Consider the following 19,681-nt stretch of genomic DNA (forward strand, 5'->3'; position numbering starts at 1 on the left):
ATGTGTGAGAGGGGTGGCCGTGAGGTGCGGTTCGAGGTGAGGTGCGGCGCTGGAGGTGGCGCCAGTGCTGCTGCGGGATGCGGTTCGAGGCTGGGTGCGACCTGAGGGGTGGGGCGGCGTTGATGGGTGCAGAGGGGGTGAATCGGGGCATTGATCAATGTCTGAGCGGATGGCGGGAGGCCGCGAGGTGTGGTTCGAGGCGAGGTGCGGCCCGAGATGCAGTGCTGGATGTGACGCCAGGTGCAGTGCGCGGTGTGGTTCGAGGGGGCGGCGCCAAGAAGTGCGCTCGCCGTGGGGCGAAATCCTGGGTGGAGCGGGCGTCAGCGGCGCAACGGGCGGGCGTCGTGCCCCGCGACGGCCCCGCCGCCGGCGGGCGGCCGCACCCGCGACGGCCCCGCCGCCGGCGGGCGGCCGCACCCGCGACACGTCCGCCGGCCATTGCCGGGTTGGGAGCGCGGGTGCGGGCGCCCGGAGTGACGTCAGAAACGCACGAGGGTGCGGGCGCCGACGCCGGATCGCATGCGGTCGAAGGCGGCCGGCACCTCGGCCAGGGAGACGTGGTCGGTGACGAGGGCGGCCAGGTTCAGCGCCCCCGACCGGTAGTGCGACAGCAGCACGGGCACGTCGACGGCGGGGTCGGTGCTGCCGTACATGCACCCGGTGAGCGTCCGGGCGAAGTACGCCACCTCCAAGGCGTTGAACGTCACCTCGTCGGTGCTGGAGCCCAGGCCGAGCACGGTGGCGCGCCCGCCGCGGCGGGTCACGGACCAGGCGGCGCGGATCGTCGCGGCGCGGCCGACGCATTCGATGGCGTGGTCGGCGCCCCGGCCGGAGGTCAGCGCGCGGACCTCCTTGGCCAGCGACGGGCCGGGAGCCAGGAAGTGGGTCGCGCCCAGCGACAGCGCCAGCGAAGACTTCGACGGGGACGCGTCGACGGCGATGACCGTGGACGCCCCGGCGATGCGGGCGCCCTGCAGCGCCGCGAGACCGACACCGCCGAGGCCGATCACGACGACCGATTCCCCGGAACGCACCCGGGCGGAGTTGAGGACCGCCCCCACGCCGGTGAGGACCGCGCAGCCGAGCAGGGCCGCCTCCTCGAGCGGGATGTCCGCCGGCACGGGGATGCAGGCGTGCGCGCCGATGACCGTCTCGGTGGCGAACGCCCCGGTGCCGAGGCCCGCGTAGAGGTCGTCTCCGAGCGCGGTGCGCGCGTAGGGCACCCCGCGGGCGTCGTCGGCGTGCGAGCACAGATACGGCTCGCCGGCTGAACAGAACCAGCAGGAGCGGCACGGCGGCGACCAGTTCAGCACCACGTGGTCGCCGACCGAGATGTCCGAGACGGAGGACCCGACCTCCACGACGACGCCGGCGCCCTCGTGGCCGAGCACCACCGGGAACGGCTGGCGGAGGGTGCCGTTGGCCAGGGACAGGTCGGAGTGGCAGACCCCGGCCGCCGCCAGGCGCACCCGCACCTGCGACGGGCCGACGGGGTTCAGCACGACGTCCTCGACCGAGGCGGGACCGTCCACCGCTCGCAGTACCAGCGCGGACGTCACAGCTGGATCGCCTTCACCGACGTGAACTCCTCGAAGCCGTGGACGCCGAGCTCGCGCCCGTATCCGGAGTCCCCGATCCCGCCGAACGGCGCGAGGGGGTTGAACGAGCCGCCGTTGACGTCGACCTGACCGGTCCGGAGGCGGCGGGCGACCGCGAGCGCACGCTCGGGGGACCCCGACCAGACGCTGCCGGCCAGGCCGTACGGCGTCCCGTTGGCGATCCGGACGGCGTCGTCCTCGTCGCGGTACCGGATGATCGACAGGACCGGCCCGAAGATCTCCTCCTGCGCGATGACGGAGGCGGGGTCCACGTCGGCGAAGACGACCGGCGCCACGTAGTAGCCGACGTCGGGCACGGAGCCGTCGCCCAGCGCCATCCGGGCACCGTCGGCGACGCCACGCGCGATGTAGGACCGCACGCGGTCGCGCTGGGCGGCGGAGGCGAGGGGTCCGAGACGGGTCGCCGGGTCGGTGGGGTCGCCGACGGTGTACTTCGAAGCGGCCGCGACGGCCAGGTCGACCACCTCGTCGTGCTGGGACTCGTGCACGAGGAGGCGGGTCCAGGCGGTGCAGGTCTGGCCGGAGTTCAGGTAGCAGTTGCCGATGCCGACCTTCACCGCGGCGGCCAGGTCGGCGTCCGGCAGGATCACGTTGGCGGACTTCCCGCCGAGCTCGAGCGAGACCCGCGCGAGATGCGACGCGGCGAGGGCGGCCACGGTACGGCCGGCGCCCGTCGACCCGGTGAACGACACGAGATCCACCCCGGCGTGCCCCGCCAGGGCCGCCCCGGTCGGGTCGCCGTAGCCGGTGACCAGGTTGTACACGCCCGACGGCAGCCCCGCCTCGCGGACCAGCTCGGCGAGCCGCAGCGCGGACAGGGGCGCGACCTCGCTCGGCTTGTGCACGACGGTGTTGCCGGCCGCGAGGGCCGGGGCGAGCTTCGCGACCGTCTGGTGCAGCGGATAGTTCCACGGGGTGATCGCCGCGACGACCCCGACCGGGTCGCGCACGACGAGGGAGTTGCCGATCCGCTCCTCGCACTCGTCGCGGTTGAGCAGGTCGACCATCGAGGACAGCACCGCGATCGGCAGGCCCACCTGCACCTTGCGGGCGATGGCCAGCGGCGCGCCCATCTCCGCGGTGATGATGCCGGCGAGCTCGTCGGCGTGCGCGACGAGCAGGTCGCGCAGCGCCGCCAGGTGCGCGGCGCGCTCGGCCCGCGGCAGCGCCGACCACGGCCCGAGGGCGGCCCGGGCGGCGGCAACGGCCGGGTCCACGGAATCGGTCTCCGGAACGGACCCGATGACCTCCTCGGTCGCCGGGTTGTAGACGTCGATGCTCATGCCGCCACCTTCCGCTGCGCTCCGCTGCCCGCTCATTCAGGCCCCCTAGACGAACGCGTTCACGCCGGTGAGGGCGCGACCGATGATGAGTTTCTGGATCTGGCTCGTCCCCTCGTACACGGTAGTGACCCGTGCGTCGCGCAGGTACTTGCCGACGGGGTATTCGTCGATGTACCCGTAACCGCCGAAGACCTGCAGCGCCGCGTTCGCCGAGCGGACGGCGGCCTCGGAGGCGTACAGCTTCGCGGTGGACGACTCGGTGGCGAAGGGCAGCCCCCGGTCGATCAGGTCGGCGACCCGCCAGGTCAGCAGCCGCGCCGCGTCGGCCTCGACGGAGATGTCGGCGATGAGCTGCTGCACCAGCTGGAACGAGGCGATCGGCCGCCCGAACTGGGAACGCTGCTTCGCGTAGGCGACGGCGGCGTCGAGGCAGCCCTGGATGATGCCGACGCAGCCGGCCGCCAGGGACATCCGGCCTTTCGCCAGGGCCGACATCGCGATCTTGAAGCCCTGGCCCAGCTCGCCGAGCAGCGCGTCCTCGCCGACCGTGACGCCCTCGAAGGTCAGCGCCGCGGTCGCCTGCCCGCGCAGGCCGAGCTTGCCGTGGATCTCCTCGATCCGCAGGCCCGGCGTGTCCGTCGGCACCAGGAAGGCCGACACCCCTTTCGGGCCCGGTCCGCCGGTGCGGGCGAAGACCACCGCGACCTGCGCCCAGGTGCCGTTGGTGATGAACATCTTCGCGCCGTCCAGCCGCCAGCCCTCGTCGACCCGGGTCGCCCGCGTCGACAGCGCACCCGCGTCGGAGCCCGTGTCGGGCTCGGTCAGCGCGAAGCAGCCCAGGGCGTCGCCGGCGCACAGCCGCGGCAACCAGGCGGCCTTCTGTTCGGGCGTGCCGTAGCCGTTGATGCTCTTGGCGACCAGGCCGAGGGACACCGACACGATGCCGCGCACCGACGAGTCGCCCTTGCCGAGCTCCTCCAGGACCAGGCAGTACGTGGTGTGGTCGCCACCGCTGCCGCCGTGCTCCTCGGGGATCGTGATGCCGAAGATCCCCAGGTCGGCGAGCTTCTTGACGATCGCGAGGTCGACGTGCTCAGCGCGGTCCCAGGCGGCGGCGTGCGGGGTGATCTCGCGGCTGACGAAGTCGGCGGTGACCTGGCGGATCGCGCGCTGATCGTCGTTGAGCGTGAAGTCCATGCAAGCTCCAAGAAACCCGGTCCGTTAACTAACGCCGTTAGTTTCTAAGATCGTAGCCATGGTTCGCCCCAGAACGCCACTCCTCAGCCGTGACCGCATCGTCGAGGTCGCCACCGCGATCGTCGACGCCGACGGGCTCGACGCGCTGTCGACCCGGCGGCTGGCCCGCGAGCTGGGCGTCCAGGCGCCGTCGCTGTACAACCACTTCGCCACGAAGGAGCAGATCGTCGACGCGATCGGCGACGCCATCGTCGCCGGCGTCGACCTGTCCATGCTCGGCCGCGACCCGTGGCCGGAGGCGCTGAAGGCGTGGGCGCGGGCCTACCGGGCGGCGTTCCGCGCGCACCCCAACGTGGTGCCGTTCCTGGCGCGCGGCCCGGCCCGCCGGCCCGCGTCGCTGCGCCTGGCGGACGCGGTCTACGGCGCGCTCGTGGACGCCGGGTGGTCGCCGGGGCACGCGACCCGGATCGGCGCGACCATGCGGTTCTTCGTCGCCGGTTCGGCGCTGGGCTCGTTCGCGCTCGGCTTCGTCGACGACCCGGACCTGTACGCGAGGGACTACCCGCACCTGCGCGACGCCCACCGCCTGGCGGAGCGGCACACCCACGTCGACGACAGCGCGTTCGAGCTGGGCCTGGAGGCGCTGGTGGACGGCCTGGAGCGCAAGTTCGAGCGGCTTCAAGAGTCGGATTAGGACAGGGGCCAGGCCCCGCCTCCTGCGGCATGACAACCCGTGGCACGACCGGCGGTGGCGGCGCGCCGCGCGAGTGCGGCTAGGCCGCGACCTCCTGCGGCATGACCAGCAGCAGCTGACCGCCGGGGCGGGTGCTCATGCGGACCGGCAGGCTCATCATCCGGCCGGCACGGATCAGGACCGTGGCGGTCTCCAGGTCGGGGACCCGCAGGCCGGGGGAGCCGGACCGGGACGGACCCGACACCATCAGCACGCCCCGCCACGCCGACTCGGCGAGCTGGCGGGCGTGGCGGATCTGGCGGGCCGACCGGGGCAGCTCGGGCGCGCCGCACAGGTCCGCGTACCCCTGCTGCCAGGCGCGGTCGAGGAAGGAGACGGCGTCGCAGAACACGCGGAAGATCTCGTAGCGGTGGCGGGTGCCGGCGGTGTAGCGGTGCACGCTCGCCGAGTGGCCGGCCGCCCCGAGCAGCTCGACCAGCCGGTCCGCGGCGACGGAGCGGTTGAACTCGGCGAGCACCCCCGCTGGCACGTGTGTGAACGCGGAACGGACCCGGGCACCCCCCAGCGCCCGGGCTCGTCCTCCTCCGCCACACACCCCTGCACATCGCACCAGCACGGCCGCCTCGAACGCGGCGACGGTCGAGGCCCGATAGCGCTCGCCGGTTGACACGATGTCCACCCGTTCACCGTGGCGGTTCGGACCGTACCGGCGGAATCGCGCACGTCGTTCCTTGAGAGAAACTTGACGCTGCGAAACCGGGCCGAAAAGGTCAGACCGCCATGAGAACCTGCGTGCAGCGGCTGGCCGCGAGGGTGGTGCCGTCGGCGTCGTACAGCTCCGCGGCGCAGAACACGACCTTCCTGGTCCGGCGCAGGACGGTGCCCACGGCGCGCAGCGTCCCGGGCCGGGTCGGCCGGAAGAACTCGACCCGCAGGTCCGCGGTCAGGAACAGCTCGTCGCGGTCCAGCGTCGTGAAGCAGGCGCCGCCCATCGCCGAGTCGAGGATCGCGGTCACCAGGCCGCCCTGGATCACCGGGCCGCCGAGGGTGGTGAAGCCGTAGTCGACGGTCGCGTCCCACTCCACGGTCGAGCCGCCGGGCTCCCAGCCGGTGCGCCGGAAGCCCAGCGTCCGCCACAGGTTGGGGCCGGCGCTTCCGTTGACGCCCCGGCTGGAGCCCCAGTCGCCGACGTCGGCGAACCGCTCGCCGGCGGTGATCGGACGGTCCGTCATGATGCGGCTCCCTCGCGAGGACTTGACAGTACCCAGGTATCGGCATAGTCAGTGTAGAAACATTGCGACTGGAGGTCGTCGATGCCCAACCTCGCCCGCCTCGCGGAGGCGTCCCTCGACCGGCACGGCGACTACCCGGCACTCTGCTTCGAGGGCGCCTGGCACACGTCAGGGGAGGGGCACGAGCGCGCGACCCGCATCGCCGGAGGTCTGCGCGCGGCCGGGGTGCGCCCCAGCGACCGGGTGGCGGTCGTCATGGCCAACTGTCCCGAGGTTTCGCAGGTGTACGAGGCGGTATGGCGCGCCGGCGCGGTGGTCACACCGGTGGTCTTCCTCGTCACCGCCGACGAGCTCCGTCACGTCCTGCGCGACTCGGGCGCCGTCGCCGTCGTCACCTCGCCGGAGCTGGTGCCCAAGTTCGGCGACCTGTGCCGCGAGCTCGGCGTGCCCGCGATCGTCGTCGGCACCCCGTCCTTCGACGCGCTGCTGGCGGCCGACCCGATCCCGGTCGTGGACCGGGACCCCGGTGAGCTCGCGGCACTGCTGTACACCGGCGGCACCACCGGACGGAGCAAGGGTGTCGCGCTCAGTCACGCCAACCTGGCGCACGCGGGGCGGGTCTCGCGGGAGGCGGCCCACACGCCCGGCCTCAACACCGGCATCACCGCACTGCCGCTGTCGCACTCCTACGGCCTGATGGTCACCGTCGGCGCGATGCAGGCCGCGGAGCCGCCGGTCGCGGTGCTGCAACGGTGGTTCGAGCCCGCCGGCTGGCTGCGGCTCGCCGCGCAGCAGCGGGCACAGACCGCCGCCGTCGTCCCGTCGATGATCGTCATGCTGCTCGGCCAGCCCCTGGCGGAGCACGACCTGAGCGCGCTGCGGTTCGTGTTCTCCGGCGCCGCCCCGCTGCCACCCGCCGCGGCCGCGGCGTTCGAGCGGCTGGTGCCGTCCGCGCGGGTCCTCGAAGGGTACGGCTGCACCGAGACCGGCGGGATCGTCAGCGGCAGCCCCCTGGACGCGCCCCGCCGCGGCACGGTCGGCAGGCCCCTCGAAGGCATCGAGGTCCGGCTCGGCGACGACGGCGAGATCCTCGTCCGCGGCCCGAACGTGATGCGTGGCTACTGGGGCGCGCGGGACAGCGGCGTGACGGGCGGGTGGTTCGCGACCGGCGACATCGGCGCGATCGACGGCGACGGGTACCTCAGCATCATCGACCGCAAGAAGGACCTCATCATCCGGGGCGGGTTCAACGTGTACCCGCGTGACGTCGAGGACGCGCTGACCGCCCACCCCGCCGTCGCGATGGCCGCCGTGGTCGGCCGGCCCGACGAGCGGCTCGGCGAGGAGGTGGTCGCGTTCGTGTCGCTGACGGCCCCCGGTGCGGCGACCGCCGACGAGCTCGACGCCTACGCCCGCGAGCACCTCGCCCCGACGAAACGGCCGCGGGAGATCCGCGTCCTGGACCAGATCCCGCTGACCAGCGTCGGCAAACTCAACCGGAAGGCGCTGCGGACCCTCATCTGAGCACACGCGCTGTTGCCCTTGCGAATACCATGGCGCACGATGCGAGTGATGCTGGTCGAAGATGACGCCCGGGTGGCGGCCGCGCTGGCCACCGCCCTGCGCCGGCGCGGGCACGACGTCGCGCACTGCCCGACCGCGCAGACGGCCCTCGACACGTTCGCGGGCGAGCCGTTCGACCTGGTGCTGCTCGACCTCAACCTGCCCGACGGCGACGGCATCGAGGTGTGTCGCACCCTGCGCCGCAAGGACGAGTCGGTCGCGATCATCGCCGTCACCGCCCGCGGTGAGGAGCGCGACCGGGTCATCGGGCTGCAGACCGGCGCCGACGACTACGTCGTGAAGCCCTACTCGATGGCGGAGCTCAACGCGCGCATCGAGGCCGTGCTGCGGCGCGCGACGCGGGCGCAGCAGAGCGCCGTCGAGGTCCTCGCGGCCGGACCGGTCCGGGTCGACGTGGCCGCCCGCCAGGTCACCGTCGCCGGCCGGGACGTCGCGCTCACCCGCAAGGAGTTCGAGATCCTCGCCGTGCTCGTGCGCACGCCGGGCGTCGTCGTCACGTACGACCGGCTGATCCTCGCCGTGTGGCAGACCAGCTTCGTCGGCCGGCACACCCTGGACGTGCACGTCGGCTCGCTGCGGGCGAAGCTCGACGTGCCGGGCCTGGTGCAGACCGTCCGCGGCGTCGGTTACCGCCTCGTGCCGGGACTCTGACCGTGCGGGTCCGCCTCGTCGCCACGTACGTGCTGCTGCTCCTGCTGGTGCTCATCGCGCTCGAAGTGCCGTTCGCGCTCAGCATCGCGAGCCGCGACACCCAGCAGGTCGTCGCCGACCGGCTCGCCGACGCCAGCCGCTTCGCCACGATCGCCGAGCCGGCGCTGCGGGCACCCCGCGAGACCGACGAGCTCGCCGCCGAGCTGGCCCGCTACGACGCGGTCTACGGCATCGCCGCGATCGTGCTCAACCAGGACGCGGTCAACATCGTGTCGTCCCGCCCCGGTGCCAACCTGGTCGACCTCGCCGACAAGGCGGTGCTGCGGCAGGCCCACCGCGCCCTCGAAGGCCGCGAGGCCAGCGACGACGGCACGATCTGGCCGTGGCGGACGGCACCCTTCGTGGTCGCGGTCCCGGTCGGCCGTGGCGGCGAGGTCATCGGGGCCGTCGTCACCGTCTCGCCCGTCGGCGGACGCGTCACCGGCGTCCGCACCACCTGGAGCATCCTTGCCGGCGGCGGGCTGGTCGTGCTGTTCGTCGGCATCGTCGCGGCCTGGTCCCTGGCCCGCTGGACGCTGCGCCCGGTCGCCGAGCTCGACGCGGCCGCCCACGAGCTCGCCGCCGGTGACTACGCCGCCCGCGTGCCCGCCGCCGACGGCCCGCCGGAGCTGCGCCGCCTCGGCACCGCGTTCAACGAGATGGCCGCGACCGTCGCCGACTCCCTGGAGCGGCAGCGGGCGTTCGTCTCCCACGCCAGCCACCAGCTGCGCAACCCGCTGACCGCGGTGCGGCTGCGGGTCGAGGACCTCGGCGCAGACCTCACCGACCCGCAGGCCGTCGAGGGTCACCGGCTCGCCGTCGAGGAGGTCGAACGCCTCGGCGAGGTGCTCGACAGCCTCCTCGCGCTCGCCCGCGCCGAGCGGGGCCGCTTCGAGCTCGCCGACATCGACGCCGGCGAGGTCGCGTGGGCGCGGGTCGTCGCGTGGCAGCCCGTCGCCGCGAAGAAGCACATCACGCTGCGCTACGTCCGGCCGCCGCACGCCCTGAAGGCCCGGGCGCTGACGACCGCGCTGGACCAGGCGCTGGACGCCCTGATCGACAACGCCGTCAAGTTCTCGGCCGAGGGCAGCACCGTCACGGTCCGCCCCACCGCCGACAAGGGCGGCGTCGCCGTGCACGTGATCGACACCGGGCCGGGCCTCACCGAGCAGCAGCGCGAGCTGGCCACCGAACGGTTCTGGCGGGCGCCCGGCACGCAGAACGTCGACGGCAGCGGCCTCGGCCTGCCGATCGTCGCGGTCCTCGTCGAGGCGTCGTCGGGCCGCCTGGACCTGCTCGCCAACGAGCCGAGCGGCCTGCACGCGCGCCTGTGGTTCCCGAGCCCCTGACCCGGGCAGCGGCGACGGTCGGGGCGGCGACGGCCGGGGCGGTGGCAACCGCCGGGCGGTGCGGAAGAACTGGCGGATCGGCGGACCGGCGCGGACACCCGACGCATCGAGCGCTGTGACATCGTGGCTCCGTGAACCCTGAGACACGCATCGTGGTCGGCGACAGCACGGCGGACACCGAGGAGCTGTGGCGGTGGCTGCGGGAGGAGCCCGAGCTGCGCGGCCGGCTGCGGCTCGCCCAGGAGCCGCCGCCCGAGGGCACCATGGGCGGCACGACCGCGCTGGTGGTGCAGGCCGCCGCGACCGTCGCCGGGGCGGGCGCGCTGTGGGTGGCGCTCGCGAAGTCCGTCGGCGTGTGGCTGACCCAGCGGCGCGCCGACATCGCGGTCACCGTGAAGACCCCCGACGGCCGGGAGATCACCCTCGACGCGAAGCGGGTCGCCGACCCGCAGGCGTTCCTCCGCGAGGTCCTGAACCAGCCCGCGATCGAGCCCGGAGCCCAGCCCGGAGCCCAGCCCGGAGCCCAGCCCGGGGCCCAGCCGGCCGGTCAGGGCTGACGGGGTGCGGCTCCCCGACCCGGCGCGGTCCCGGGCGGTGCTGATCGGCACCGGCACGTACGCCTCCGCGGCGCTGCCCGACCTGCCCGCCGTCGCCAACAACCTCGACGCGATGCGCCGCGTCCTCACCGACCCCGACCTCGGCGGGCTGCCGCCGGAGCACTGCGTGGTCATCCAGGACCCCGCCGACGACACGTCCGTCCTCGACCAGCTGTGGAACAGCGCCGTCGAGGCCGAGGACACCCTCATCGTCTACGTCGCCGGGCACGGCCTGCCGGGCCCGCGGACCGGGGAGCTGTACCTGGCCATCGGCACCACCGACGTCGACCGGCTGCCGTTCCGCACGCTGCGCTACGACGACCTGCGCACCGTCGTCATGGACCGGGGCCGGTTCCCGGCCGCGAACCGGGTCGTCGTGCTCGACTGCTGCTTCTCCGGCCGGGCGATCCCGGCGATGTCGGGGGAGAGCATCGTCGGCCTGACCGGTATCGAGGGCGTCTACATCCTCACCGCCACCGCGGCGAACCACCTCGCGCTCGCGCCGCCCGACGCGGAGCACACCGCGTTCACCGGGGAGCTGGTGTCGCTGCTGCGCTCCGGCGTGCCGGACGGCCCGGAGCTGCTGACCCTCGGCCTCATCTACGAGCGGGTCCTGCACACGATGGTGTCCCGCGGGCTGCCCCGCCCGGAGCAGATCAACCGGGACACCGCCGCCCGGCTCGCGCTGAGCCGCAACGCCGCGTTCGCGGCCGTCCTCCCGGCACCGCGGCCGGCGCCCACCGCCGCCGTCCCGGCGTCGCCGCCCGACATCAGGGTCGTCGGCATCGGCGGCGGCGGGATCAACGCGGTGAACCGGATGATCGAGGAGCGGATCGACGGCGTCCGGTACATCAGCGTCAACACCGACGCGCAGACGCTGCTGATGTCCGACAGCGACGTGAAGGTCGACATCGGCGAGGCGGTCCGCGGCCTCGGCTCGCGCGGGAACCCCGAGACCGGCCGGCTCGCCGCCGAGGCGCACGAGGCCGACCTCAAGGCCGTCCTCACCGGGGCGGACCTCGTCTTCCTGGCGTGCGGGGAGGGCGGCGGCACCGGCTCCGGCGGCGCGCCCGTGGTCGCCCGCGTCGCCCGCTCCCTCGGCGTGCTGACGGTCGGCGTGGTGACCCGGCCGTTCGCGTTCGAGGGCCGCAAGCGGCAGGCGGTCGCCGACGAGGGCATCACCGAGCTCCGGAAGCACTGCGACACGCTGATCGTCATCGCCAACGACCGTCTGCTGAGCCTCGGCGACCGGAGCGTCAGCATGATGGACGTGTTCCGGGAGGCCGACCGGGTCCTCGACACCGCGGTCCGCGGCATCGCCGGCCTGCTCACCACGCCCGGCATCATCCGCATCGGCTTCGACACGGTCCGGGCCGCCCTGACCGGCGGCGGCACGGCCCTGATCGGGGTCGGCCAGGCCGGCGGCGACCAGCGGGTCGTCGCCGCGGCCCGGGCGGCGGCCGGCGGGCTGGAGCACCTCCTCGACGACCGCGTCGACGGCGCCCGCACCGTGCTGGTGTCGGTGTCCGGCGACGCCGGCGTCACCTACGACGAGGTCGCCACCGCGATGGAGGAGATCGCCGGCCGCGCCCACCCGGACGCGGAGATCGTGTTCGGCGCCGCGCTCGACGGCGCCCTCGGCCCGCAGGTGCAGGTGGTGGTGGTCGCCGTTCAGGCCTTCTGAGCGCGGTAGTAGCGGACGGCGCCGGGGTGCAGCGGCAGCGGCGGGGTGCTGATCGCGGAGCGGATGTTGAGCCGGGCCGCCGCCTGGTGCGCCTTGGCGAGCTCGTCGCGGCCCTCGAAGAGCAGCCGCGTCACGCCGTAGGCGAGGGGCTCGGGCATCGACCCCCGCACGACGAGATAGTTGGCGATGCCGATCGCGACCGTCGGGTTGATGCCGTGGTACGCCGAGGCGGGCACGACCCGCTCCGCGTAGTAGTTGCCGAACGCCTTGCGCAGCGGCTGGACGAACGTGTCGAGGGCGAGGAGCCGGATCGGGAACTTCTCCGCCAGCTGCCGGATCAGGCCGACGGCCAGCCCGCCGGAGAAGAAGAACGCGTCGATCTGGCGGGCCTGCAGCGCCTTGACCGAGTCGTCGAGGTTGAGCGGGCGCTGGATGATGCTCGCCTTGAGGCCGGCCCCGGCGACGTCGAGGATGTGGTCGGCGGTGCCCGCGGTGCCGGAGCCGGCGGCGCCGACCGACACCTGCCGGCCGTGCAGGTCCGCGACGGTCTCGATCGGGCTGTCCCGGGCGACGACGAGGTGCACGTAGTCGTCGTAGATGCGGGCGAGCGCGGCGAGCTGCCCCGGCGCGGCCCGGTCGCCCTCGCCGGCGGTGTCGGCCTGGGTGAAGCCGAGCTCGGCCTGGCCGGCGAGGATCGCGCCGACGTTCTCCTTCGACGCGTTCGTGGTGAGGACGCTGGCGTGGACGTCCGGCAGGTACCGCTTCGCGAGGTCCGCGATCGCCTTGCCGTACTGGTAGTAGACGGCGCCCGTGCTACCGGTCGCGATCCGCAGGTTTCCGGTCGCCCCGGCGCCGTCCGACTCGCACGCCGAGAGCAGCAGGGCGCCGGCACCGCCGAGCAGGAGCGCCCGGCGGTTCACGAGAGCCCGCCCGTCGGGAGCGCCCGGCGGTTCACAAGAGCCCGCCCGTCGGGAGCGCGCCCGCTCATGCCGGGGCGTCCTGCAGGCACGCCGTCAGGATCTCCAGGGTCTCCTCCGGGGTGCGGTGCCGGACCGTCGTCATGCCCAGCGCCCGCGCCGGCTTGAGGTTGCCCGGCAGGTCGTCGACGTAGACGCACTCCTGCGGCGGCAGCCCGATCGCCGCCGCGCCCAGCACGTAGATCTGCGGGTCGGGCTTGCGCACCCCGACGTCTCCGGAGATCACGATCCCGTCGAACAGCTCGTCGAGCAGGATCCGGTCGTACCGCTGAGAACCCCACGAATTGGAGATCAGGCCCGTGCGGATGCCGCGGCCGCGGGCGGCCCGGACGAAGTCGAGCATCGCCACATCGGCGGTGGTGGCGCCGAGGAGCCGCTCGATGAGGCCCTCCGGCGACACCCCGAGCAGCGCCGCGAACCCGGCCTCGAACTCGGCGTCGGGCAGCGTGCCGTCCTCCAGGCCACCGAGCAGCGACCGGGCGGCCGGGTCGTCGCGGAAGAGGTCGCGGACCGTGCCGGGCGGCAGGCCCTCCCGGGCGCAGAACGCGTCGAAGGAGGCGAACACGTCGGTGGTGAGGACCCCGCCGTAGTCGACCAGCAGCCCGCGCAGCGTCATCCGGAACCTGTCCCTTCGGCCGTCTCCTTTGCCAGGGACTGTACGACCTCGCGGTGGTCCTTGAGCGCCCGCTGCCGGGTCGCCGACGTGCCGCGCCCGCGGAGGTCCTCCAGGAGGTCGACGGCGATCTCCCACTCGCCGCGGGCCTCGAGGGCCGGGCGGACGTGCTCCATCAGCGCGTCGACGCGGGCGATCGCCGGCAGCGCGGACCGGGTCGACGGGTCGACGAGGTGGCCGCTGAGCCCGGACCGGGCGGCCCGCCACGTCGCGGCCCGCAGCAGCACCTGCGGCGCCTCCGGCAGGGGCCGGCCGGCGGCGTCGTCGTCGGCGGCGACCGTGACGAGACCGCGGGCGAGCGCGGCGAGCAGCACCGCGTCGTCGACGTTCGGGCACGAGTCGGCGACCCGCACCTCGACCGTCGGGTACCGCGCGGACGGCCGGGCGTCGAAGTAGACCATGCCCGCGTCGCTGATCACGCCGCTCTCCACGAGCGTGTCGACGACCCGCTGGTATTCCGCGGCGGAGCCCAGGTCCGGCGGCGGGCCGACGGTCGGCCAGCGCGACGTGACGACCGTGCGGTAGGACGCGTAGCCGGTGTCGTTGCCGGCGAAGTACGGCGAGCTGACGCTGAGCGCGAGCAGCGCCGGCAGCCACTCCCGGATCCGCCGGGTGATCCGCACCGCGAGGTCCCTGTCGGGCACGCCGACCTGCACCTGGCACGCGGCGACCTGCTGCTCGTCGACGAGCTGCCGGTACTCCTGGGCCATGCGCTCGTAGCGCTCGTCCGGGTAGACCCGGCTCGGGGCCGCGCCCGAGCCGGGGACCGTGCCGGCGGCGACGATCGCCAGGCCGTGCCGCCCGGCGGACTCCACCAGGGAGCGGCGCTTCTCGATCAGGTCGGCGCGCAGCGCGGTGAGGTCGGTGTGCACGGCGGTGGCCGTCTCGACCATCGACCGGTGCAGCTCCGGCTCGGCGTCGGCGCCGCGCAGCACCCGCCGGGCGGACGGCGACAGCTCGCCGGTCTCCGCGTCGACGACGTGGAACTCCTCCTCGACACCGATGGTGTCGCCAGTCGCTACCACCTGCTGTGGACCGACTGGCGGATGAGGTCGTCGTACACCTCGCGGACCGCCTCATGGGTGGCGGCGGGCAGCGGGTCGGCGCTCCCGACGGCCGCGTTGGCGCGGGCCTGCTCGCCGCTGCGGGCGCCCGGGATGACCACCGACACGGCGGGGTGGTCGACGATCCAGCGCAGCGCGAACTGCGCCATCGTCAGCCCTTCGGGCTTGAGCGGCGCGAGCCGGCGCACGGCGGCGAGCCCGGTGTCGTAGTCGACGCCGGAGAACGTCTCGCCCTGGTCGAACGCCTCGCCGTGCCGGTTGTAGGTGCGGTGGTCGTCGGCGCCGAACGTGGTGTGCTCGTCGTAGCGCCCGGACAGCAGGCCGCTGGCGAGCGGGACGCGGGCGATGATGCCGACGCCCATCTTCTCCGCCGTGGGCAGCACGTCGTCCAGGGGCTTGAGCCGCAGCATGTTGAAGATGATCTGCACGGTGGCGACGCCGGGCCGGGCGATCGCGGTCAGCGCCTCGGCGACCGTCTCGACGCTCACCCCGTAGGCCTTCATGCGGCCTTCCTGCACCATCAGGTCCAGGCCGTCGAACACCTCGTCGGTGGAGTACACCTCCGACGGCGGGCAGTGCAGCTGGACCAGGTCGATGGTGTCGACGCCGAGGTTCTCCCGGGACCGGTCGTTCCACGCGCGGAAGTTGTCGAGGTTGTACCGGTCGGCCTCCTGCGGCACCCGGCGCCCCATCTTCGTGGCGACCGTGATGCCGGGCCGGTCCTTGATGAAGGCCCCGACGAGGCGCTCGCTGCGGCCGTCGCCGTACACGTCGGCGGTGTCGATGAACGTCACGCCCGCCTCGTGCGCGGCGGCGAGGGTCGCGAGCGCCTGGTCCTCGTCGACCTCGCCCCAGTCGGCGCCGAGCTGCCACGCGCCGAGCCCTACCACGCCGACCGGGGCACCGGTCCGTCCTAAGATCCGTTCCTGCATGCCGCCCAGAGTATGGCGTTACGCGAAGACCGGCACGTTCTCCCGCACGAGCCGCCAGTTCGGGGTGAAGAAGTCGGCCGGATCGATCGAGCCCTTCGCCTGCGCCCAGTCGATCAGCAGCTGCCGGATCTCCTGCTGCGCGTTGTACACCTGCGACTTCACGATGCCGGGGAAGTTGCCGCCGCCGGAGCGCCGGTAGTTGTTCACCGCGACCACGAACTGCTCGGTGTCGCCGACGGGCGTGGTGGTGCCCGGGTGCACGAGCCGCGTGATGCGCTGCCCGACCGGCTTGCTGATGTCGATGTCGTACTCGACGCCGGAGATCACGTCGTAGTTGTAGTCCGGCACGGACGGGTCGTTGATCGTCGCCGGGTCGACGGGCGCGCCGACCGGCAGCGTCACGAAGTACTTCGCCGAGTACTCCAGGTAGGCGCGCACCTCGGCGCCGGTCAGGACGACGGCCTCCAGGGTGTTGTCGTAGATGTACAGCCCCGCCACGTCCTTGATCTTGACGTCGCCGGCGGGGAACACCGCGGTCCGCGAGAACGGGGCGGCGATCGACAGCACCGGCAGCGCCGTGCCGAGCGCGGCGGTGACCGTGTCGGTCTGGACCTTGTTGATGTAGTCCAGGATCGCGGTGTCCTTGTAGCGGGACTCGGCCGCCGACAGCGTCTCGGTGGAGGTCGCGACGACCTGGTTGACGTAGGCGACGGTCTTGTTGTGCTGCGCCCGCACGGCGGCGACGACCTTCGGGTCGGCCTCGACCGTGTTGGTGTTCAGCGACGTCGACGCCTTCGACGTGATCACCCAGCGGCCGCGGTCGCGGCTGAGCTGGAAGTCCATCCGGGTCAGCCGCTGGCCCCACCGCGACGGCTCCGACAGCAGCACCTGCGCGCCGGTCGCCGTGTTGGTCACGAAGCGCTGCGGGATGTCGCTGTGCGCGTGGCCGAAGAGGATCGCGTCGATGCCGGGGACCTGCTCGGCGATGAGCGCCGACGGGTTCTCGTTCGGCAGCTCCGGGCCGTAGCTGGACTTGCCGCTGTCGCCGCCGTGCGCGGAGATGAGCACGATGTCGGCGCCGCGGCGGCGCATCTCGGGCACGTACTTCGCGGCGGTGGCGACGCAGTCCTCGAAGCGGAGCGTGCCCTCGACGTTGGCGCGGTCCCAGATGGCGACGCCGGGGTTGGTGAGGCCGAGGATGCCGACCCGGAGGTTCGGCGCGCCGTGGCCCAGGTCGACCTTCTTGATGACGTACGGCACGAACGCGGGCCGGCCGGTCTTCACGTTGACGGCGTTCGCCGCAAGGGCCGGGAAGCCCAGCTGGCGGATCCACAGGGCGAGCAGCGGCAGCCCGTAGTTGAACTCGTGGTTGCCCAGGGTGACGGCGTCGTAGTCGATGACGTTCATCGCCCGCGCCATCGGGTGCTTCTCGCCGGTCGTGGTGATCGGCTCCTGCTTGGCGTAGTACGTCGCCAGGGGCGTGCCCTGGATCGTGTCGCCGGCGTCGAGGACGAGGGTGGCCTTGCCCCGCCGCTCGGCCCGGATCTGGTTGACGAGCGTGGCGACCTTCGCCAGGCCGATGTCGTTGTGGGCGCTGTCGTCGTACTCGGCGTCCTTGTAGTAGTCCCAGTTGTAGACGTTGCCGTGGGTGTCCGAGGTGCCGAGCAGCGTGAGGTCCCAGGTTGTGGGTTTCGCCGCGGGTGCCGCGCCCGCTTCGCCGCCGGCGACGAAGGGTGCCGCCGCCGTTGCCGCCGCGGCGGCCAGGACGGTCCGCCGGGAGGTGCCTGAAGGGTTGTTCATGTCCGGCACCTTATGCGTGTATCAATGCGATGGGCGAATCGAAAGCTTGACGTATTTCGATGTCTCTCGGGACCATGGCAGACGGCCAGGCGGCTGACGGCTGACCTCTCCCGCCGGGCCGTGACCCCCTCGACCCTCGGGAGCTGTCCACGTGAAGAAGGTCCGCACCGTCGCGCTGGCGGTGGCTCTGGCGGCCACCGCGCTGCCGGCGCCCGCCTCGGCGGCGCCGGCGAAGATCCTGCTCGCCGCCGCGCCCAACATCTCCGTCGCCAACGTCAAGGCGCACCTGAGCCAGCTGCAGAGCATCGCGACCGCCAACGGCGGCAACCGGGCCCACGGCCGGCCCGGCTACCTGGCCTCGGTCAACTACGTGAAGGGGCAGCTCGACGCCGCCGGGTACACCACGGTCGTGCAGTCGTTCACGTACAACGGCGCCACCGGCTACAACCTGATCGCGGACTGGCCGGGCGGCGACCCCGACGACGTGCTGATGGTCGGCGCACACCTGGACAGCGTCACCGCCGGGCCCGGCATCAACGACAACGGCTCCGGCTCCTCGGCCAACCTGGAGGTCGCGCTCGAGGTGTCCCGGCAGGCGCTGAGCACCACCAAGCACCTGCGCTTCGGCTGGTGGGGCGCGGAGGAGCTCGGGCTGCGCGGCTCGACCGCCTACGTCAACAGCCTGTCCGCGGCCGAGAAGGCGAAGATCAAGGCGTACCTGAACTTCGACATGGTCGGCTCGCCGAACGCCGGCTACTTCCTCTACGACGGCGACAACTCCGACGGCGTCGGCTCCGGCCCCGGCCCCGCCGGCTCGGCCGCCCTCGAGCAGACGCTGAAGGACTACTTCACGTCGATCGGCGTGCCGACGGAGGGCACCGACTTCGACGGCCGCTCCGACTACGGCCCGTTCATCGCCAACGGCATCCCCGCGGGCGGCATCTTCACCGGGGCGGAAGGCACCAAGACCGCGGCCCAGGCCACGAAGTGGGGCGGCACGTCCGGCACCGCGTTCGACGTCTGCTACCACCGCGCCTGCGACACCACGAGCAACATCAACGACACGGCCCTGGACCGCAACAGCGACGCCATCGCATACGCGGTGTGGACCATCGCGACCAGCACCCCGGTCCCGCCGGGCACCACCGTCTACAGTGACACGTTCGAGACGGCCACCGGCTGGACCACGAACCCGTCCGGCACCGACACGGCCACGGCCGGCGCGTTCGAGCGGGGCGACCCGGCCGCCACCAGCTCCGGCGTCGCGCTGCAGCTCGGCACCACCGTCAGCGGCAGCTTCGACCTGGTCACGGGCGCGGCGGCGGGCAGCAGCGCCGGGACCTACGACGTGGACGGCGGGGTCACCAGCATCCGCTCGCCCGCGATCACGCTGCCGGCGGTGCCGTCAGGTGGCACGCTGACGCTCTCGTTCTCCTGGTACCTCGCCCACCTCAACAACGCGACCAGCGCCGACTACCTGCGGGTGCGCGTCGTCGGCAGCACCACGACGACCGTGTTCACCCAGGCGGGCGCCGCGTCGAACCGGGCCGGCGCGTGGGCCACGGCCTCGGTGAGCCTGACCGCCTATGCCGGGCAGTCGATCCGGATCCTGATCGAGGCGAACGACTCCGGCACGGCCAGCCTGGTCGAGGCCGGCGTCGACGACGTCAAGATCACTCGGTCGTGACGGTGCGGGGCCGGTCCTCGTGGCCGGCCCCCATCAGGGCCGCGATGCCGCTCATGTACGACTCGCGGTCGACCTCGCCGATGAGCACCCGCTGCAGGATGTACCCCTGGATGAGCCCGAAGAGCGCCGAGCCGATCGCGACCGGGTCGGCGCCGGCGGGCAGCTGGCCGCTCTCCTGGGCGCGCCGGGCCAGGGCGACCGCGTTGCCCCGGATCCGGCCGTAGATCTCGGTGATCAGCCCGGAGAACTCGGGGTCGTGCACCGCCTCGCCCCACACCTGCACGGCGATGCGGACCGTGCCGTCGTCGGTGAGGTTGATGTCGATCTGGCGCAGCAGGTCGTCGATCACCGCCAGCACGGGCGGCGGCGGGTCCTGCCGCAGCAGGTGGTCGGCGGTCGCCTGCACCACACCGATCTTCTCGCCGGCGATCGCCTTGATCAGCGCGGCCTTGCTGTCGAAGTAGCGGTAGAACGCCCCGACGGACAGCTCCGCCTCTTTGATGACATCCTGCATGGACGTCTGGTGGAACCCGTTGCGCAGGAAGCAGCGCGTCGCCGCGTCGATGATCTGTTCCCGGCGGGCGGCGAGGTGGGCTTCGGAGACGCGCGGCATCCTCTGA

Annotated in this window: 18 protein-coding genes; 7 read left to right on the top strand and 11 right to left on the bottom strand. The window is 73.1% G+C overall.

Annotation, left to right across the window (positions count from 1 at the left end; translation table 11 throughout):
- Nucleotides 1-479: 479 nt before the first annotated feature.
- The 3 genes from ABD332_RS19690 to ABD332_RS19700 are packed head-to-tail and all read right to left on the bottom strand — an operon-like array spanning nucleotide 480 to nucleotide 4,099.
- The gene (locus ABD332_RS19690; protein ID WP_344503440.1) at nucleotides 480-1,559 is read right to left on the bottom strand and encodes a zinc-binding dehydrogenase; all 1,080 of its coding nucleotides are present in this window, start codon (nucleotides 1,557-1,559) and stop codon (nucleotides 480-482) included.
- Nucleotides 1,556-2,902, bottom strand: coding sequence for an aldehyde dehydrogenase family protein (locus ABD332_RS19695; protein ID WP_344503441.1), 1,347 nt, complete (start codon nucleotides 2,900-2,902; stop codon nucleotides 1,556-1,558). Before ABD332_RS19695 ends, ABD332_RS19690 begins: the two co-directional genes overlap by 4 nt.
- A gap of 45 nt (nucleotides 2,903-2,947) precedes the next feature.
- Nucleotides 2,948-4,099, bottom strand: a complete 1,152-nt coding sequence (locus ABD332_RS19700; RefSeq protein WP_344503442.1) for an acyl-CoA dehydrogenase family protein — start codon at nucleotides 4,097-4,099, stop codon at nucleotides 2,948-2,950.
- Between the two features lie 58 nt (nucleotides 4,100-4,157).
- Here ABD332_RS19700 and ABD332_RS19705 point away from each other — a divergent pair, with 58 nt between their 5' ends.
- Nucleotides 4,158-4,793 carry a TetR/AcrR family transcriptional regulator gene (locus ABD332_RS19705; RefSeq protein WP_344503443.1) on the top strand — a complete coding sequence of 212 codons (636 nt, stop codon included), beginning with the start codon at nucleotides 4,158-4,160 and terminating at the stop codon, nucleotides 4,791-4,793.
- 79 nt (nucleotides 4,794-4,872) lie between these two features.
- Here ABD332_RS19705 and ABD332_RS19710 read toward each other — a convergent pair whose 3' ends face one another.
- Nucleotides 4,873-5,322 carry a hypothetical protein gene (locus tag ABD332_RS19710; RefSeq protein ID WP_344503444.1) on the bottom strand — a complete coding sequence of 150 codons (450 nt, stop codon included), beginning with the start codon at nucleotides 5,320-5,322 and terminating at the stop codon, nucleotides 4,873-4,875.
- A gap of 241 nt (nucleotides 5,323-5,563) precedes the next feature.
- Nucleotides 5,564-6,025, bottom strand: coding sequence for a PaaI family thioesterase (locus tag ABD332_RS19715; RefSeq protein WP_344503445.1), 462 nt, complete (start codon nucleotides 6,023-6,025; stop codon nucleotides 5,564-5,566).
- An 81-nt stretch (nucleotides 6,026-6,106) separates the two neighbouring features.
- Between ABD332_RS19715 and ABD332_RS19720 the strand changes: the two genes are divergently transcribed.
- The 5 genes from ABD332_RS19720 to ftsZ all read left to right on the top strand — a co-directional run bounded on the left by ABD332_RS19720 (nucleotide 6,107) and on the right by ftsZ (nucleotide 11,928).
- Nucleotides 6,107-7,549 carry an AMP-binding protein gene (locus ABD332_RS19720; protein ID WP_344503446.1) on the top strand — a complete coding sequence of 481 codons (1,443 nt, stop codon included), beginning with the start codon at nucleotides 6,107-6,109 and terminating at the stop codon, nucleotides 7,547-7,549.
- 39 nt (nucleotides 7,550-7,588) lie between these two features.
- Nucleotides 7,589-8,260 (top strand): response regulator transcription factor, encoded by a 672-nt coding sequence (locus ABD332_RS19725; RefSeq protein WP_344503447.1) that lies wholly within the window; start codon nucleotides 7,589-7,591, stop codon nucleotides 8,258-8,260.
- A 2-nt stretch (nucleotides 8,261-8,262) separates the two neighbouring features.
- Nucleotides 8,263-9,648 carry a sensor histidine kinase gene (locus tag ABD332_RS19730; RefSeq protein WP_344503448.1) on the top strand — a complete coding sequence of 462 codons (1,386 nt, stop codon included), beginning with the start codon at nucleotides 8,263-8,265 and terminating at the stop codon, nucleotides 9,646-9,648.
- Between the two features lie 131 nt (nucleotides 9,649-9,779).
- Nucleotides 9,780-10,205, top strand: coding sequence for an effector-associated constant component EACC1 (locus tag ABD332_RS19735; RefSeq protein ID WP_344503449.1), 426 nt, complete (start codon nucleotides 9,780-9,782; stop codon nucleotides 10,203-10,205).
- A 4-nt stretch (nucleotides 10,206-10,209) separates the two neighbouring features.
- Nucleotides 10,210-11,928: a cell division protein FtsZ gene (gene ftsZ, locus ABD332_RS19740; RefSeq protein WP_344503450.1), complete on the top strand. Its 1,719-nt coding sequence runs from the start codon at nucleotides 10,210-10,212 to the stop codon at nucleotides 11,926-11,928.
- Here the strand turns inward: ftsZ and ABD332_RS19745 are convergent.
- The 5 genes from ABD332_RS19745 to ABD332_RS19765 form a co-directional block, all read right to left on the bottom strand.
- A complete protein-coding gene (locus tag ABD332_RS19745; protein ID WP_344503451.1) occupies nucleotides 11,916-12,848 on the bottom strand; it encodes a TAXI family TRAP transporter solute-binding subunit in 933 nt (310 codons plus the stop codon). The genes ftsZ and ABD332_RS19745 overlap by 13 nt on opposite strands.
- 64 nt (nucleotides 12,849-12,912) lie before the next feature.
- A complete protein-coding gene (locus ABD332_RS19750) occupies nucleotides 12,913-13,521 on the bottom strand; it encodes an HAD family hydrolase (RefSeq protein WP_344503452.1) in 609 nt (202 codons plus the stop codon).
- The gene (locus tag ABD332_RS19755; RefSeq protein ID WP_344503453.1) at nucleotides 13,518-14,603 is read right to left on the bottom strand and encodes a carboxylate-amine ligase; all 1,086 of its coding nucleotides are present in this window, start codon (nucleotides 14,601-14,603) and stop codon (nucleotides 13,518-13,520) included. Before ABD332_RS19755 ends, ABD332_RS19750 begins: the two co-directional genes overlap by 4 nt.
- Complete coding sequence (locus ABD332_RS19760; protein WP_344503454.1) at nucleotides 14,597-15,574, bottom strand: aldo/keto reductase; 978 nt, start codon at nucleotides 15,572-15,574, stop codon at nucleotides 14,597-14,599. The genes ABD332_RS19755 and ABD332_RS19760 overlap by 7 nt, the downstream gene beginning before the upstream one ends.
- Nucleotides 15,575-15,592: 18 nt before the next feature.
- Nucleotides 15,593-17,374 (bottom strand): bifunctional metallophosphatase/5'-nucleotidase, encoded by a 1,782-nt coding sequence (locus tag ABD332_RS19765; RefSeq protein ID WP_344503455.1) that lies wholly within the window; start codon nucleotides 17,372-17,374, stop codon nucleotides 15,593-15,595.
- Nucleotides 17,375-17,525: 151 nt separating this feature from the next.
- Between ABD332_RS19765 and ABD332_RS19770 the strand changes: the two genes are divergently transcribed.
- Nucleotides 17,526-19,061: a M28 family peptidase gene (locus ABD332_RS19770; RefSeq protein WP_425552244.1), complete on the top strand. Its 1,536-nt coding sequence runs from the start codon at nucleotides 17,526-17,528 to the stop codon at nucleotides 19,059-19,061.
- On the opposite strand, the gene ABD332_RS19775 is transcribed toward ABD332_RS19770, so the two are convergent.
- Nucleotides 19,048-19,674, bottom strand: coding sequence for a TetR/AcrR family transcriptional regulator (locus ABD332_RS19775; protein ID WP_344503456.1), 627 nt, complete (start codon nucleotides 19,672-19,674; stop codon nucleotides 19,048-19,050). The two genes, ABD332_RS19770 and ABD332_RS19775, sit on opposite strands and share 14 nt — an antisense overlap.
- Nucleotides 19,675-19,681: the final 7 nt, after the last annotated feature.

It is taken from the genome of Dactylosporangium maewongense (assembly GCF_039531485.1).
In the GTDB taxonomy this organism is placed as follows: Bacteria; Actinomycetota; Actinomycetes; order Mycobacteriales; family Micromonosporaceae; genus Dactylosporangium; species Dactylosporangium maewongense.